The sequence below is a fragment of the Rhodococcus sp. D-46 genome, from assembly GCF_011290655.1.
Classification (GTDB): Bacteria; Actinomycetota; Actinomycetes; order Mycobacteriales; family Mycobacteriaceae; genus Rhodococcus_F; species Rhodococcus_F qingshengii.
Window position 1 is genome coordinate 185,611 of record NZ_JAANTF010000009.1, and the last position, 15,020, is coordinate 200,630.

Sequence of the window (15,020 nt, forward strand, 5' to 3'; positions counted from 1 at the left end):
CGACACAGTTCGCAAAGGGACGAGCCAGGGCACATGTCACCTGGCAATCCGAACGCATACTGCGGGGAATTGGGCTGTGTGCCGTTATATGTTGACGGACCACGATGGTGGCCGTGATCCACTCTACGCCACCGGGGACACCGAAGTCAGGTAGCCCCGCCTGTGACCTGCACTACTACACGGGGTTACGCAGGTCAAGACTCAGTATGCGTTGAAAAGCAGTCGAAGTTCGGTGAGCCAGGGCACAGCCACCGCAACCGTGGGAACAACGAGAATCGCGACCGCCCCGAGATACGCAAAAACTGCGATGCGGGGATCTGCGTCGTCGGCCGAGAGGCGTTGCACTCGGATGAGCGTCGACGGCCCGCCCGCTGCCATTGCCCCGCGGGGTGCCGTCGATCCGGCACACGCGACAAGCGCCCGCGCGAGGGGAGTGGGACCGGTAGCCCGCACGGCTGAATCGTCGGCGAGCAACTCCACCAGTAGCTGCACCGATCCCAGGGCCGACTTGCTACGAACGAAACGGGGGAACGCGTGGTTGACGGCAGTGAAAGCCTCGAGGACCAGATCGTGACGAGCTCGCAGGTGGGAACGCTCGTGCGTCAGGATGGCTTTGACCTCGGCATGATCGAGGTTCTGCAGAGTGCCTTGACTGAGAACCACGCGTTGACGCAGACCTGGCAGGCAGTATGCGATCGGTTCGTCGACGTCCAGTACCCGCAGATCGGGTGTGCGTTCCACCGACGCGGGCATGGCGCAGTCGTCGAGAAGGTCCACCAACACGCGGTGACGTGCACGGCGACGTCGGGTTCTCACAGCGACCTGGATGATCGAGAAGATCAGCTTCGCGCCGATCAGAAGCGTCAGGGCAAAAACAACCACGTACAGAATCCACAGCGGGAGCCCGAGTGCATCGATTTCGGCGGTCGGGGCCGTCGTCGGCCTACCGTCAGCGCCGGGAACGAGCAGCTGGCTGGCAATGGCCAGCCCCGAGCTGAATGCCGACAACACCGCAGCAATTGCGACGGCTTGCCACAGAACCAACGCCGCGCGTGGAGCGCGGTAAGGCCACGTGGAGCGGCTCAGGAGTGCGGGAACCGGACCGGCCAGCAACAAGGCAAGCAGTCCGAAAACCAGTGCAGTAGTGGCGTTCATGTCCTACACATCATGCACGACGAAATCAGTTCGGCCTAGAAATTCCGGGCTGCGCAGCCTTTTTCGCGGACTCGCGCACCTCGAGGGCAGCGAGCGCCTCGCGGAGAGCATCGGCTTCGTCAGCATTGACCTGTCCCACGAAGTGGACGAGCGCCGCAGCGCGACCGCCGGACTCCGGAGCCTGGGCCAGCGCGTCGACCATCAGACTCGCGACCAGTTCTTCGCGTTTGTTGACGGGAAGATAGCGATGTGCGCGATCGTCACGCTGCTGAATCACCAGATGCTTCTTCGCCAGGCGCTGCAGAACGGTCATTACCGTCGTGTACGCCAATTCGCGATGCGTCGCGAGTGCTTCATGCACCTGTCGCACAGTTTGCGGTTCCGATGTGGACCACAAATGATCCATCACCGCGCGTTCGAGTTCACCTAGACCTGCCATTCTTCGATTCTACGGACTTCCACGACGAAATACGTACTACTGGTAGTAGTAACCACCTCGGTGGGGGTGTGGTATTGGCCATAGTGATCTGCGTGACGGTTACGGTGGTGTGAGACGACGAAAGTCCCGACAATGACGATGCCCGATAATTGCAAGCCAACAGTCGATCCGCAGAAAGTAGCCGCACGTAGATGACGATCGACAGTTCACCGGGCACCGAAGAATCGACATCACGGGCGCGGGTAGTCACGCAGAAAGCTGCCGGCATCATCCGTTTCGGCATTCGCGACGCACCGTTGACGGTCGTTCTACTTCTCACCATGTGGATCGTGGGTGCCGCAACCGGCAGCCTCGTTCACGGACCGTCCCGCGATCTCGAGCACACGATCGGTGCCGGAATGGGCTCGATCCAGCACGGCCGCATCTGGACTCCGCTCACGTCCGTGCTGTGGGCAGGAAACCTGCTCGGGTACCTCGGCGCGACCGTGCTCCTGATCGCAGTCGCCGCACCCCTCGAACGCCGAATGGGAACGATCAAGCTTGCGATCGCCGGCGCAAGCACTCAAATCTTGGGAGTCCTGCTCGGGCTCGGCTGGGCGTCGTTTGCGAAGGTGTTCGATTCCAGTTGGGGATTCCGCCTCCACGTGGGCTCCGCGGTCGGAGCCAGTGCATGGATCGTCGGCGCTGCGATGGCCGCCAGCTCGAACATGGGCACCCTGTGGCGCCGTCGCATTCGCGTCGGAACTTTGGCGTTGACGATCACTTTGGCCTTGTTCAGTGGTCAGCTGCAAGACGTCATCCGATTCTTTGCCGCTGTGGTGGGTTTGGTGATCGGTCAGTGGATCGTCGGACGATCGGCGCGCGGTGAGCGCATCGCCGGGACACAGCGAGAGGGTCGCGTCCTGGTCGCCATCGTCGTCGCGGCGAGTGCGATCGGCCCGATGATCGCCGCATTGTCCCCGCAGGCGGTCGGCCCACTCGCGGTCCTCCGTGACCTCTTCCGCGGAGTTCCCTGGACTGTCGCCGAGGTTCGAGAACTGTGCGAGGAGTCCTCGTCGGATCCGGACTGCCGACGAGGACTCCTCGAGCTCAGACTCTCCGGTATCGGCCCGACTCTGCTCTCGCTGATGCCGTCGATCTTCGTTCTCGTGTTGAGTGACGGGCTCCGTCGTGGCCGCAGATTCGCCTGGATTGCGACAGTGTGTGCTCAGGTAGTCCTACTCGTCCTCTCGATCGGGAACTTCGTCATCAGGTTCGTCGACGCCGTCGACAGTGACAGCTTGTTCTACGGAATCAGCGATCCGAACGTGTACCGAACTCTGGTGCCGTTCCTGACACCGCTCTTCGTACTGATCCTGCTGATCGCGACACGTCGATACTTCGACGTCGCGGCCCCGGCCAAGACATACCGACGTCTCGGTGCTGCGATCGTGACCTTGCTCGCGGTCCTCGCCGTGATCTACGTCGGCGGCGGAATGCTCGCCAGGCACGGGTTCGATCGCGAGCCAACCGTAACGATGTTGCTCGCGGACTTCCCTCAGCGCCTTGTACCGCCCGTGTACCTGCAATTGATCGATCCGCGTCTGCTTCCCGTGGACATCGAGTCGACGTTGCTCTTCGAGTGGACCGGCGTCGTGTTCTGGGGCGTCGCCGCCGTGTTGGTGTTCGTGAGTTTCCTCAAGCCGGTCAAGACCGCCGATCCCAAAGCCGCCGAACGAGCGCGATCCATGTTGATCGCCGGTACCGGCAGCCCGTTGTCCTGGATGACGACGTGGAAGGGAAACACATACTGGTTCAGCGCGGACGGTTCGAGTTACGTCGCGTATCGCGTCATCGCCGGTGTTGCTCTCACAACCGGTGATCCGGTCGGTCCTCCAGATCGCATGCGCACGGCGATCGAGGAGTTTGCCGAGTTCGCGTCGTCGAACGGTTGGATTCCCTGCTTCTATTCAGTGACCGACGACGCCCGAAGCATCACTGATTCCATGGGCTGGAGCGGCCTGCAGGTCGCCGAGGAAACCGTGCTCGACCTCGGACAGGTCGCGTTCACAGGAAAGCGGTTCCAGGATGTGCGAACAGCACTGAACCGGGCGAAGAAGTCCGGGATCACGGCCGAGTGGATTTCCTTCCCTCATGCACCTCTCGCGATCAAGGATCAGATAGTTGCGATCTCGGAGGAATGGGTGGCGGACAAGGGGATGCCCGAGATGGGATTCACCCTCGGCGGACTCGACGAGGTCGACGACGAACAAGTGCGGTGCCTGATCGCCGTCGACGAGGATCGCACCGTGCACGGTGTCACGTCGTGGCTACCGGTGTACCGCGACGGCAAAGTCGTCGGGTGGACACTCGACTTCATGAGGCGACGCTCCGAAGGATTCCGTCCCGCGATGGAGTTCCTCATCGCCTCCGCTGCACTGAAATTGGAGGAGGAGGGCGTCGAGTTCCTCAGTCTGTCCGGTGCACCGTTGGCAACAATCGCCGGTGACTCCGAGAGGAATGCGAACGAACCGGAGGCCACGACTTTCTCGGCGATGATGGACAGCGTGCTCGACCTACTCGGTCGCACCCTGGAACCGGTGTACGGATTTCGTTCGCTGTTGGCCTTCAAATCGAAGTTCCAGCCTCGGTACGTGCCGATGCACATGACTTTCGCCGATCCAGCCGCGTTGCCGAGCATCGGGAACGCGGTCGGACGGGCGTACCTGCCGACCGTGACGATCGGTCAAGGATTCAAACTTGTTCGGACGATTCTGGGTCGCTGATTCGCGATCGTCACGCAGGCTTTGCCGGCCCGCCGACGGCGCCGAACACGTGCCGGGTACCGATCGGAACGATCAGCGGCCGATCCGAGACGGGATCGTCGATGACCGCAGCTTCGAGACCGAACACCTCGAGCAGAAGTTCCGCGGAAATGATGTCCTTGGGGACACCAGAAGCGACGACGGCGCCGTCGCGCATCACGATCAGATGATCGCTGTATCTGACCGCGAGATTGAGGTCGTGCAGCACCATCACCACGGTGCGCCCCATTTCCTCGTGGAGTTGATCCACCAGGTCGAGGACTTCCATCGAGTGCGCGAGGTCCAGATAGGTAGTCGGTTCGTCGAGAAGCAGAATGTCGGTTCCCTGGGCGAGAGCCATCGAGATCCAGGCTCGCTGGCGCTGACCGCCGGACAATTGATCGACGGGTCGATCGGCGAGATCCGAGACACCGGTCAGCTCCAGCGCTTCGGCGACCTCGCCCTCGTCGTCCGCGGACCACTGCCTGATCCACGACTGGTGCGGGTGGCGCCCACGTGAGACCAGATCGGCGACCGTGAGTCCTTCGGGCGCAACCGGAGTCTGGGGGAGCATTCCGAGCACCCGTGCGACTTCCTTGGTCTTCATCGAACTGATCGCCTTGCCGTCCAGGACAACCGATCCGCCCTTGGGCTTGAGCAGACGACCGAGCGCACGCAGGAGCGTCGACTTGCCGCAACCGTTGGGGCCGATGACCGTCGTGATCACGCCGGTGGGGATCTCGAGATCGAGTCCGTCGACGATGATGCGGTCCCCGTACCCGAGCGTCAGGTTCTTGGCGACGAGACGCGAAGGAGTATCGGTGGACTGGGCGATGGTGGTCATGCTGTGACCTTCCGATTGTTACGAACCAACAGGTAGAGCAGGAACGGACCACCAAGTGCGGAAGTCACGATTCCGACGGGGAGTTCCACAGGCAGAATTGTTCGAGCGATGACGTCGCTGCCGACCACCAGTACAGCACCGGTCAGCGCGGACGCCACGATGGGCGGGCCGGCAGAGCGCACCAGACGCATAGCGACCTGTGGCGCAGCCAGGGCGACAAAGCCGACCGGACCTGCTGCGGCGGTTGCGATGGCGGCCAGCGCCACGGCGGAGAGCAACAGTTTGGCCTGCGATGATTGCAAGCGAACACCGAGAGAGGTGGCGTTGTCGTCGCCCAACCGCAGCGCTCCCATGGTGAACGAAGCGATCACCGCGTAGCCGCCGACTACCGCGACAGCGATGGCTACCGGCCACATCTGATTCCAGGTGGCACCGTTGAGCGAACCGTTGAGCCACACCTGTGCGCGGGAAGCATCGTTGATGTCCGCCGAGATGAGAAGCCATCCCGTCGCTGCCACGAGCATGGCGTTGATGCCGATGCCGATCAGGATGAGGCGGAACCCCTCGACGCCCTTGCGCCACGCCAAGGCGTAGATCACCACTGCTGTCAGTAGGCCGCCGCAGAGTGCAGCCAACGGAATCCCCAGTGTGGCAAGCAGTCCCACGAACGAGCCACCCCCGCCGAGTACGATGAGTGCCACTGCGGCGGCACTCGATCCAGCCGTGATTCCGAGGATGTCGGGGCTGGCGAGGGCGTTGCGAGCGATCGTCTGGGTGACCGCACCGGCAATGCCGAGTGCCATACCGATGAAGAGCGCGGTGAGCGACCGAGGAAGTCGAAGGTCGAAGACGATCAGGTTCTGTGTCTTGCTGCCATTGCCGAGCAGGACCGAAATGACATCGGGGATCGAGATCGGATAGTCGCCCCGTCCGATGTTGATGCAGAGCAGAAGGAAGAGTGCGACCGCGAGCGCAATGCACACCGACACCGCGAGTGGACGGTAGACCAGCGAGAATCCACCGATACGAATCGACTTACGTGAGGGGACGGTCCGGGGGAGTACCCGGAGTTCTTGCTTGAGCGTCACAGACTTGCCAACTTCCTGCGGCGTACGAGAGCGATGAAGAACGGGGCGCCGAACAGGGCCAGGATGATTCCGACCTGCAACTCGCCGGGGCGCACGACTACGCGACCGATGATGTCCGCGGTGATCAGCATGACCGCACCGAGCAAGCCCGCGTACGGGACCAGCCAGCGGTAGTCGGGTCCGGTGATGGCCCGGGCCACGTGGGGGACCACCAATCCGATGAACGCGATAGGTCCACACGCTGCGGTCGCGGCGCCGGTCAGCAGGGTGATCGCGATGATGCCGAGTGTGCGACTGAACGCGATGTTCGTTCCCAACGCTTTTGCGACGTCTTCACCCAGGCTGAGGACATTGAGACCAGGCGTACTCGCCAGGGCGATGACCAAACCGAGTATCAGGAAGGGGAGGACCTGCCAGAGAACGTCGAACCCGCGACCGGACACCGACCCCACTACCCAGAAACGGTAGGCGTCCAGACTGGTCTGGTCGAGGATGATCACGGCATTGGTCATGGCTTGCAGGAAGAACGCGACGGCTGCGCCCGCCAGAGCCAAACTCAGAGGACTCGCGCCGCCGTTTCCGATGGAGGACAAGCCGAAGACGACGATGCTGGCGACGAACGATCCTGCAAACGCGAACCAGAGGTACTGACTCGGGGCGGTGAAGCCGAAGAGATAGATCGCCATGACTACGAAGAAAGCCGCGCCGGCGTTGAGGCCGAGTAGTCCGGCATCTGCCAACGGGTTACGCGTGTGTCCCTGAATCAGGGCGCCGGCGATACCGAGTGCGATGCCGACGACAAGACCCAGGATGGTCCGCGGAGCGCGCAATGTTCGCACGATGATGTCCGTCTGGGTGCCGTCCGAACTGAAGATGGCGTGGAAGATCTCGGCAAACGTCAGCGGACGTGCGCCCACCGCGATGCTCGCGAGCATGACGAGCGCGAGAAGAACCGTGAGCACCGCGAGACCGATCAGCCGGCGTCGACGAGTTGCCCCGACGCTGTTGTCGCGCGCGAGTTCCTCGAACCCTTCTTCGCGCGCCGTGCTTTCACGGACCACCTCGATACCGGTTCGATCGAACGGCCTGCGCAGAGCCCGGCGAACACCGATGGGCTGCTTTGTCTTCGCGTCACGCGTGACCAGACCTACCCATCCCTTTCCCGAGGTCCGGCCTGTGGCACCTTCGCGGAATCCCAGGTTCCACACGAGGAGACCAACGGCAATGGCTATTGCCGTCCCACCGAACACTGCGCGGTCGGCTTCGCCGCCACCGTTCTCGTCTCGGAGCGACTGAACGACGTACCAGCCGACGAGCAACGGAAGCAGGAACACCCCCGCGTCGAAAATCCCAGCTAGAACACGCATTCGGACAGGAGCCGGGCCGCGCGGCACTATGCGCCGTCCGTACGTCTCGCTGGGTCCTCGGGGATGTCCGTTCCCGAGCGGTTTGATCATCGTCACTGGCGGTTCGAGCTCCTGGTCTTTGTGCGCAGGGAATTCGCATCTTAGGTTACGGAACCCTATGTGGGTGTGCTCCCTGCGGGGCAAGTTCCTGTGAATATGCGGTGCCCAGCGTCACAGTTCTTTACTCTTGAATTATGGTGAGGCTAACCTACATTAAGAACCACAAGACAACTTCGGCCGATTGGAGTGCACGGTGACAATCACCTTGACCACCCAGCATGCGGATGTTCGTGAATTCGAACTCCGGTCGAACGCATTGAGCCGCACCAGCGTTCGCCTACGAGCACTCAACCCTGACTACCCGCGCGTCTACGCGGTTGCCGCCATGTCAGGTGAAGGCAAACGGCGTTGGTGGCAGTTGAGTGAAGGCTTGTGCGGGGATCGGGTGCATCAGATGTTCGCCCGCTCGCTCCAGGATCTCGACAGTGCCGAAGCTGCGGCGATACAGGTCGCAACATCACTGATTCACGCTGTGGTCGGCAGGGTTGCCGCATCGATCGTCTCCGAAGGTGCCGCTTGGGATCCAGGCCTCGAGAACCTGTTCATCCACATGGACAGCGACGGCGGTATCGACTGGGCCGGGGTGATCGACGAAACTCTGCGAGTTGCGCCGAACGGACGGGAGTCCGGCAGTGACGGCGTCGTCGACATGCCGTGCGAAGAAGCGCTCCTCGTCTGGACCGCGCACCGTTGCCTGACCTCGCTACGGGCGATCTACGACGCCGTCTCCAGGTGTGCGCCCGTCGACCAGTTCAGATTCTGGGGCTTGGTAGGGGAGTCGATCCTGGGCGCAGCGGCATATGTCCCCATCTTGGCCGGCGGGGGCGAATCAGCCGCTCAGCGCCGCGGGCAGGGGCTGCTGGACGCTTTTGTCGCCGCAGGGCTGCCCGTGCGTGCACGCCGCAAGGTCTCGCTGCGTCCTCGTTGGAACCAGTTCGACGAAGGGCTTGCTAAATTAGGTCAGCCTTGCCTATGATTGTGGAACACCACGCGGAGAGTTACACCCCGCGAGAGTGACGAAACTGCCGGACCGCGCCGGAGTCCTGAGGGCTGCAGAGACTCCCGGTCCTTCCCACGGCGGGTTTCACATCGAATGATGTGAAACCCGCCGGTTCTTTTTCCAGACCTGATTCCAAGCTCGAGTTACCTCTCGTGTAATCAGGTAGGGAGTGGCAGCCACACCGGCGCCAGAGAATCACAGATGGAGATGGCATGGTCGACACTGCTGAGACCGCAGAGATGATGAAACGGCTCGGAACGGGCTTCGACGCCACCATCGGCCTGGAATACACCGAACTGAGCCCAGATCGCGTGCGGGCGCAATGGACCGTCAAGCCCACGCTGCACCAGCCCGCCGGGATACAGCACGGGGGTGTGTACTGCTCGGTGGTGGAGTCTCTCGCCAGCGTCGGTGGCACCGTGTGGCTGGGCGAGCGAGGACACGTGGTCGGAGTCAACAACAACACCGACTTCCTGCGCGCAACGCGGGAGGGCACTCTCACCGCTGAAGCCACCCCGATTCATCGCGGACGCACCCAGCAACTCTGGGAAGTTCGCATCACCGACGAGAACGACCGACTCGTTTCCAAGGGACAGGTTCGCCTCGCGAACATCACCGAGGTGGCGAAGATCGGAAACTGACCACGCGGCAGTCGATCGAATGACGGAGGGCGGCTGCGGAGTTGAACTCCACAGCCGCCCTCCGCCGGTCACTCAGGTGTTGATCAGCCGGCGGCCTTCTGCTGCTTGTCGGCAGCCTTCTTGGCTTCGCCATTCGAAGCGCTGCCGGACTCCGTCGCTTCCTTGTTCTTCTTCTCCAACTCGCCCATCGCGTTTCGCGCGAAGACCTGCTGCTCGGTGGACGCCATCTGAGCACGGCCACGCCCGAAGAACGTCACCGCCCATGACAACAGCGTCGAGGCACGGGAACGGAATCCGACGAGGTAGAGGAGGTGAATTGCCAGCCAGGCAACCCACCCGATGAAGCCGCTGATCTCGAGCTTGCCCACCTTGGCTACCGCGCTGAAGCGCGAGATCGTTGCCATACTGCCCTTGTCGAAGTACTTGAACGGAACTCGTTCCGACGGGGACTTGCCGTCCAGTGACGCTTTGATCTGCTTGGCCGCGTACTTGCCACCCTGCATGGCAACCTGAGCCAATCCGGGCAGCTTGTCGAGCGACATCATGTCGCCGATGACAAAGACGTTGGGGTGCCCGGGCAGAGACAAGTCGGGATTGACCATGACGCGGCCGGCGCGGTCGGTTTCTCCGCCGCTCTGTTCTGCGAGCTGCTTGCCGAGGGGGCTGGCCTGCACGCCGGCGGACCACACCTTGCACTGCGACTCGATACGGCGAAGCGTGCCGTCCTTCTCCTTGATGATCAGACCGTCGTTGTCCACGTCGGTGACCATCGCGTCGAGCTGGATCTCGACGCCGAGCTTCTCGAGCGTCTCGGCAGCCTTGCGGCTGAGCTTCCCGCCGTACACGGGCAACACGGCAGGGGCGCCGTCGAGGAGCACGACGCGTGCTTCACGAGGATCGATCTTGCGGAACGCGCCGTCCAGCGTTCGACGGGAAAGCTCGGCGATCTGCCCGGCCAACTCCACGCCGGTGGGGCCGGCGCCGACAACGACGAAGGTGAGCAAGCGCGCACGCTCGGCGGGATCGTCCGACAGTTCGGCCTGTTCGAAGGCCCCAAGGATTCGTCCGCGCAGTTCGAGGGCGTCGTCGATCGTTTTCATTCCGGGGGCGAACTCCGCGAACTGGTCGTTGCCGAAGTACGACTGACCGGCACCGGCTGCCACGATCAGACTGTCGAACGGCGTAACAGTGACGCGTTCGAGCAGGCGCGAGGTCACGGTCTGATTCTCGAGATCAATGGTCTCGACCTCACCGAGCAGTACCTGTGCGTTCTTCTGCTTGCGCAGCACCAGTCTCGTGGCGGGAGCGATGTCACCGACCGAGAGGATGCCGGTCGCAACCTGATAGAGGAGCGGCTGAAACAGATGGTGGGTTGTACGCGCGATCATCGTGATGTCGGCATCGGCTTTTTTGAGAGCCTGAGTGCCGAACAATCCTCCGAAGCCGGAACCGATCACCACTACGCGGTGGCGGTGCGGTTCAACCGACTGGATGCTCATTCCGTACTCCTCGAGTTCTAGGCGACAGTCCTACGGTAGTCCCACCGCGGCCGAGCTTCTCTGCGAGCAGTCCGACGCGCGCCGGTGTGTCCGAATCGATCAAGCGGCCTCGAGGGTGATCACTCCCGAGGTGATCGGCTTGGCCGGACCCCGGGGTGATCACCACTTTGTCGAGGTGTCAGCTACTGGCGGACGGACAAGATGAACAGTGCGATGCACCCGCCGACGAAAACCAGGATCGACAGGGCCACCGAGGCATACCCGACACCCACTCCAATTGCTGCCCAGTCCATGTGCCCAACCTCTCTTACGGTGTAATCCGGGATTCAGATCACATCTGCCTAGAGACATCACACCTCATCTGTCCCAACTTTCGAAACCCGGCACGCCCAACCGTTGACATGCAAGTAAATGCTTGCATATTGTGAAGTTGTGAACGACCGGATGAATGCAGCCTTCAAAGCACTGGCCGATCCCACACGAAGGCTTCTCCTGGACCGCTTGTTCGTAGCCAACGGTCAGTCGCTCGGCGAGCTGTGCGACAGCCTCGACATGAGTCGGCAAGCTGTCACTCAACACCTCACCATGCTCGAGGACGCCAATCTGATCAGCACGGTCCGACAGGGGAGGGCGAAGCTTCACTATCTCAATCCCGTTGCGCTCGAGGAGATTCGAGAGCGGTGGATCAACAAGTTCGAGGTACCGCGCCTTCGTGCGCTCAGTACCGTCAAAAAAATCGCGGAGGAAGCCATGACCGACAAGCCCAGTTTTGTGTACGTCACCTACATTGCGAGCACGGCGGACAACGTCTGGAAAGCGCTCACCGACGCACAGGCCACCGCAGAGTATTGGGGACACAGCAACGTCTCCGACTGGCAGCCGGGATCGACCTGGGAGCACCGCCGGATCGACGGTTCGAACATTGCCGATGTAGTCGGCACCGTAGTCGAGAGCAACCCTCCGTCGAGGTTGGTCACCACCTGGGCTGATCCGAACGGCGAACCGGGCGTCGACATCTCTCGGGTGAGTTTCGACATCGAAGCCTTCGGCGCGATCGTGCGACTGACCGTCAAGCACACCGATTTGGCGGACGAATCGGCTCGCATGGAGGTGGCCGGTGGATGGTCGGCGGTGTTGTCGAACCTGAAGTCCTACCTCGAAACCGGAAGCACTCTTCCGGTGGCGCCGTGGGAGATGCCGGTCGGTTGACGGTTGTCGACCGGGACAAACGAGTCCCCTGAACAGGAGGAGATCGCCGTACGTTTGTCCGAACAGTCGGCCCAGTCCGGACTCAAATTCGCATAACCGTCAAATATCGGCGCGTTCAGTCTGTAAAGTTGCCAGAAGGATGCTAGCGTTTTGCCCGACATCGAGTGAGGACGACCTCGTCTCGGACGCATGGGAGAAACGCTATGGGCGGCGACGCTTTTCAGAATGTTCCAGTTGATCGACGCAAGTTCGTCAAGACAGTTCTAGCGGCCTCGGCGGTAACTGTGCCAGTCGTGACGTCGATCAGCCTCGGTGGTGCGGCGCCGGCCTTCGCAGCCGGTGACACGCCGAATCTTTCCGGAGCGCCAAGTCGTGGCCAGCAGAATCCGAATCAACCAGGCGGCGAGCAACCAGGCGGGAATCAACCCGGTGGTAATACTCCGGGAGGGAATCAGCCGGGCGGAAACGAGCCGGGCAATCCCGGATCATCGGGAAGTTCGGGATCGTCAGGAAGTTCGGGTAGTTCCGGGAGTTCGGGACCGTCCGGAAGTTCCACAGGTTCCGGATCAACCGGTAGCTCGTCAGGTTCGGGTGGAACGACGACCGCCAAACCCACCGGGCCGACAGCGCCGACGGAGCCGACCGTCCCGACTGTGCCAACCGTACCGACGGTGCCGACCACTCGCACCGAGCCGACCTTCCCGACCCCTCCGACCCAGCCGACAAATCCCACGGAACCTACGTAGCCGACACGACGCGACTGGTTCCGAGGGGGAACACCGACGATGACAGAGTTCGACGTCGCGCTACACCGCGCTCTGAAGAAGTTTCAGAGCGCGGGGTCAGTTCAGGTGAAGGAGACTCCGCCACACGGAGAACCGGCCGATCTGACTGTCGCGATCGCGACCTACGACGATTTCGACGGCGCGTACTTCACGATCCACTCGATCTTGGTCCATCATCGCGAGGTTCTGGACAGAGTCGAATTCGTCTTGTTGGACAACAACCCCGAGGGGTTGCCGGCGCCGATGCTCGAATCGTTTGCCGGTTACATCGATCGGTTCCGCTACATCCCGTTCACCGACGTTCGATCGACTGCGGTGCGGGACGTCCTGTTCCGCAAGGCCACCGGAAAGTATGTCCTTGTCCTCGACTCTCACGTGATCTTGGCACCGGGATCGTTGTCGGCGTTGCTGGCGTATTTCGATGCGGACCCGGAAACCGACGATTTGATCCAGGGACCGATGCTCTCCCAGGATTCCTCGCACATCGCGGCCACCCACATGGACCCCAAGTGGCGCAACGGGATGTTCGGCTCGTGGGGAGTTGATCCGCGAGCGAAGCAACACCCGGACGTGCCTTTCGAGATCGTCATGCAGGGCCTCGGCTCATTTGCCTGCAGGCGTGAGGCGTGGCCGGGATTGAACTCGCACTTCACCGGATTCGGAGGTGAAGAGGGGTACATCCACGAGAAGTTCCGGATCAACGGCGGCAAGGTCGTCTGCCTTCCGGCTTTCGGCTGGCACCATCGGTTCGAGCGCCCGGCAGGCGTCCCATATCGAATAAACTGGGAAGATCGTGTTCACAACTACCTGCTCGGTTGGACTGAGGTCGGTTGGGACATCGATTCACTCCATCGTCAGTTCTCCGAATACCTCGGTGATTCGTATCCCGAGATCCGTCTCCGTGCGGAGCTGAGCGTCCAGAAACCCGAGTTGGCCTTTGGTGGAGTGATCGTTCTCGGCGACGACGGCCGAGTCGCTCCGTGGCGTTCATGCCTGGCGGAGGCCGAGTCGATCGAACTGACCGTTCACCGTGCCATTCCGTCGCAGGACGACGCTCCGGATGTGTGGAGGACTGCGTCTGCGTTCGTCGCCGGAATCGACAAGGCCATTCTGTTGGCCTGGAAATCGGTAGTTTTTCTGGACGAGGCTCGCGTGATCGAACCCGCGGTTATGTACAAGCTACGGAACATCGTCGACGACCTCCCGGCCGAGGCCGATACGGCTGTCATCCACGCACACGGCGAAGATCTGGTCGGAGTTGCACTGATTGTTCGCGCGGCGACATACGGAACTTTGCGAGACGAACTCTCACGAAGGATCAACGGACCCGTGCCGTCCGACTTCTCACTGGCGGCTTATCTGCTCGAGCGAGGCGCAGTCGACGTTGTGCTCGATCGCCCACTGTCGCCTGTCCGCGTAGGGGGAGAACCCAACCCCGTTGTCGAGGATTCTGAGTCGGACCTCGGTGTTGCCGTCGTGAATCTCGATCTTGACATCGACAGATGGAAAGCATCCTGGCATAGATTCATTCGCTTACCGCGCGTAACAGCGGTGGAAAGAGTGTCGGCTTTCGAGGACGCGATGAATCAGGACGCGGCCTTTGCCGTCTCGTGGCGTCGTGCGCTCGCTCGGGCGACTGAGAAGGGCTGGGATTCGGTCCTCATCGCTGCTGACGACGTCAGTTTGCTGGATGCCGCCGCATCGATCCTTGGCCATGCCCGCGAAGAGTTGGATCACGGCGATTGGGATGTCGTCCACCTCGGACACGACCCGAAATCGAGGGACGGAGCTCTGCTCGACGGTTCGGCACTCTTGCGCACCAGTCCTGAGAACCGTGGAGTCCACGCCGTTCTCGTACATTCGCGCGCCTTCGAGCGAATTCTCGACGAGATTGCGGATCCGGAGTCAGATCCCGAAGCATTCGGACAATGGGCGGGTCACTACCGAACTCTGGGCGACTACCTGGTGGATGCGAGTGCCGGGGGAGCGCTCACGTGCCTGACGCTGTCGCCCGGCATCGCCTCCACACGCAGCCTGATTCGTTCGGGCGCAATCGAATCCGAATACTCACGACGCTTCGCACTGTGAGACCACCACCGAAACGAAATCGG

At 62.0% G+C, this 15,020-nt stretch carries 12 protein-coding genes; 5 read left to right on the forward strand and 7 right to left on the reverse strand.

Features of this window, described 5'->3' with window-relative positions:
• Window positions 1-201 precede the first annotated feature (201 nt).
• Complete coding sequence (locus tag G9U53_RS23820) at window positions 202-1,155, reverse strand: M56 family metallopeptidase (protein WP_003944922.1); 954 nt, start codon at window positions 1,153-1,155, stop codon at window positions 202-204.
• 25 nt (window positions 1,156-1,180) lie between these two features.
• Complete coding sequence (locus G9U53_RS23825) at window positions 1,181-1,594, reverse strand: BlaI/MecI/CopY family transcriptional regulator (RefSeq protein ID WP_003944876.1); 414 nt, start codon at window positions 1,592-1,594, stop codon at window positions 1,181-1,183.
• 191 nt (window positions 1,595-1,785) lie between these two features.
• Here G9U53_RS23825 and G9U53_RS23830 point away from each other — a divergent pair, with 191 nt between their 5' ends.
• Entirely contained in the window at window positions 1,786-4,359 is a 2,574-nt protein-coding gene (locus G9U53_RS23830) for a phosphatidylglycerol lysyltransferase domain-containing protein (RefSeq protein WP_042450926.1), read from the forward strand.
• Between the two features lie 10 nt (window positions 4,360-4,369).
• Here the strand turns inward: G9U53_RS23830 and G9U53_RS23835 are convergent, their stop codons facing one another.
• From G9U53_RS23835 to G9U53_RS23845, 3 genes are read right to left on the reverse strand one after another with little or no spacing between them, the layout of a single operon-like run.
• Complete coding sequence (locus G9U53_RS23835; RefSeq protein WP_003945031.1) at window positions 4,370-5,221, reverse strand: ABC transporter ATP-binding protein; 852 nt, start codon at window positions 5,219-5,221, stop codon at window positions 4,370-4,372.
• Window positions 5,218-6,309: an iron chelate uptake ABC transporter family permease subunit gene (locus G9U53_RS23840; protein WP_003944960.1), complete on the reverse strand. Its 1,092-nt coding sequence runs from the start codon at window positions 6,307-6,309 to the stop codon at window positions 5,218-5,220. Before G9U53_RS23840 ends, G9U53_RS23835 begins: the two co-directional genes overlap by 4 nt.
• Entirely contained in the window at window positions 6,306-7,766 is a 1,461-nt protein-coding gene (locus G9U53_RS23845; protein WP_073512408.1) for an iron ABC transporter permease, read from the reverse strand. The genes G9U53_RS23840 and G9U53_RS23845 overlap by 4 nt, the downstream gene beginning before the upstream one ends.
• 202 nt (window positions 7,767-7,968) lie before the next feature.
• On the opposite strand from G9U53_RS23845, the gene G9U53_RS23850 reads away from it, so the two are divergent.
• A complete protein-coding gene (locus G9U53_RS23850) occupies window positions 7,969-8,751 on the forward strand; it encodes a hypothetical protein (protein WP_003944809.1) in 783 nt (260 codons plus the stop codon).
• Window positions 8,752-8,987: 236 nt separating this feature from the next.
• The gene (locus tag G9U53_RS23855) at window positions 8,988-9,416 is read left to right on the forward strand and encodes a PaaI family thioesterase (RefSeq protein WP_003945020.1); all 429 of its coding nucleotides are present in this window, start codon (window positions 8,988-8,990) and stop codon (window positions 9,414-9,416) included.
• Window positions 9,417-9,499: 83 nt separating this feature from the next.
• Here G9U53_RS23855 and G9U53_RS23860 read toward each other — a convergent pair whose 3' ends face one another.
• Window positions 9,500-10,915 carry an NAD(P)/FAD-dependent oxidoreductase gene (locus tag G9U53_RS23860; protein ID WP_165639264.1) on the reverse strand — a complete coding sequence of 472 codons (1,416 nt, stop codon included), beginning with the start codon at window positions 10,913-10,915 and terminating at the stop codon, window positions 9,500-9,502.
• Window positions 10,916-11,326: 411 nt separating this feature from the next.
• On the opposite strand from G9U53_RS23860, the gene G9U53_RS23865 reads away from it, so the two are divergent.
• The gene (locus G9U53_RS23865; protein ID WP_080726673.1) at window positions 11,327-12,124 is read left to right on the forward strand and encodes a metalloregulator ArsR/SmtB family transcription factor; all 798 of its coding nucleotides are present in this window, start codon (window positions 11,327-11,329) and stop codon (window positions 12,122-12,124) included.
• Between the two features lie 451 nt (window positions 12,125-12,575).
• Here G9U53_RS23865 and G9U53_RS23870 read toward each other — a convergent pair whose 3' ends face one another.
• Entirely contained in the window at window positions 12,576-12,857 is a 282-nt protein-coding gene (locus tag G9U53_RS23870; RefSeq protein WP_042450929.1) for a hypothetical protein, read from the reverse strand.
• A gap of 52 nt (window positions 12,858-12,909) precedes the next feature.
• Here G9U53_RS23870 and G9U53_RS23875 point away from each other — a divergent pair, with 52 nt between their 5' ends.
• Window positions 12,910-14,997 (forward strand): glycosyltransferase, encoded by a 2,088-nt coding sequence (locus G9U53_RS23875; protein ID WP_165639265.1) that lies wholly within the window; start codon window positions 12,910-12,912, stop codon window positions 14,995-14,997.
• Window positions 14,998-15,020: the final 23 nt, after the last annotated feature.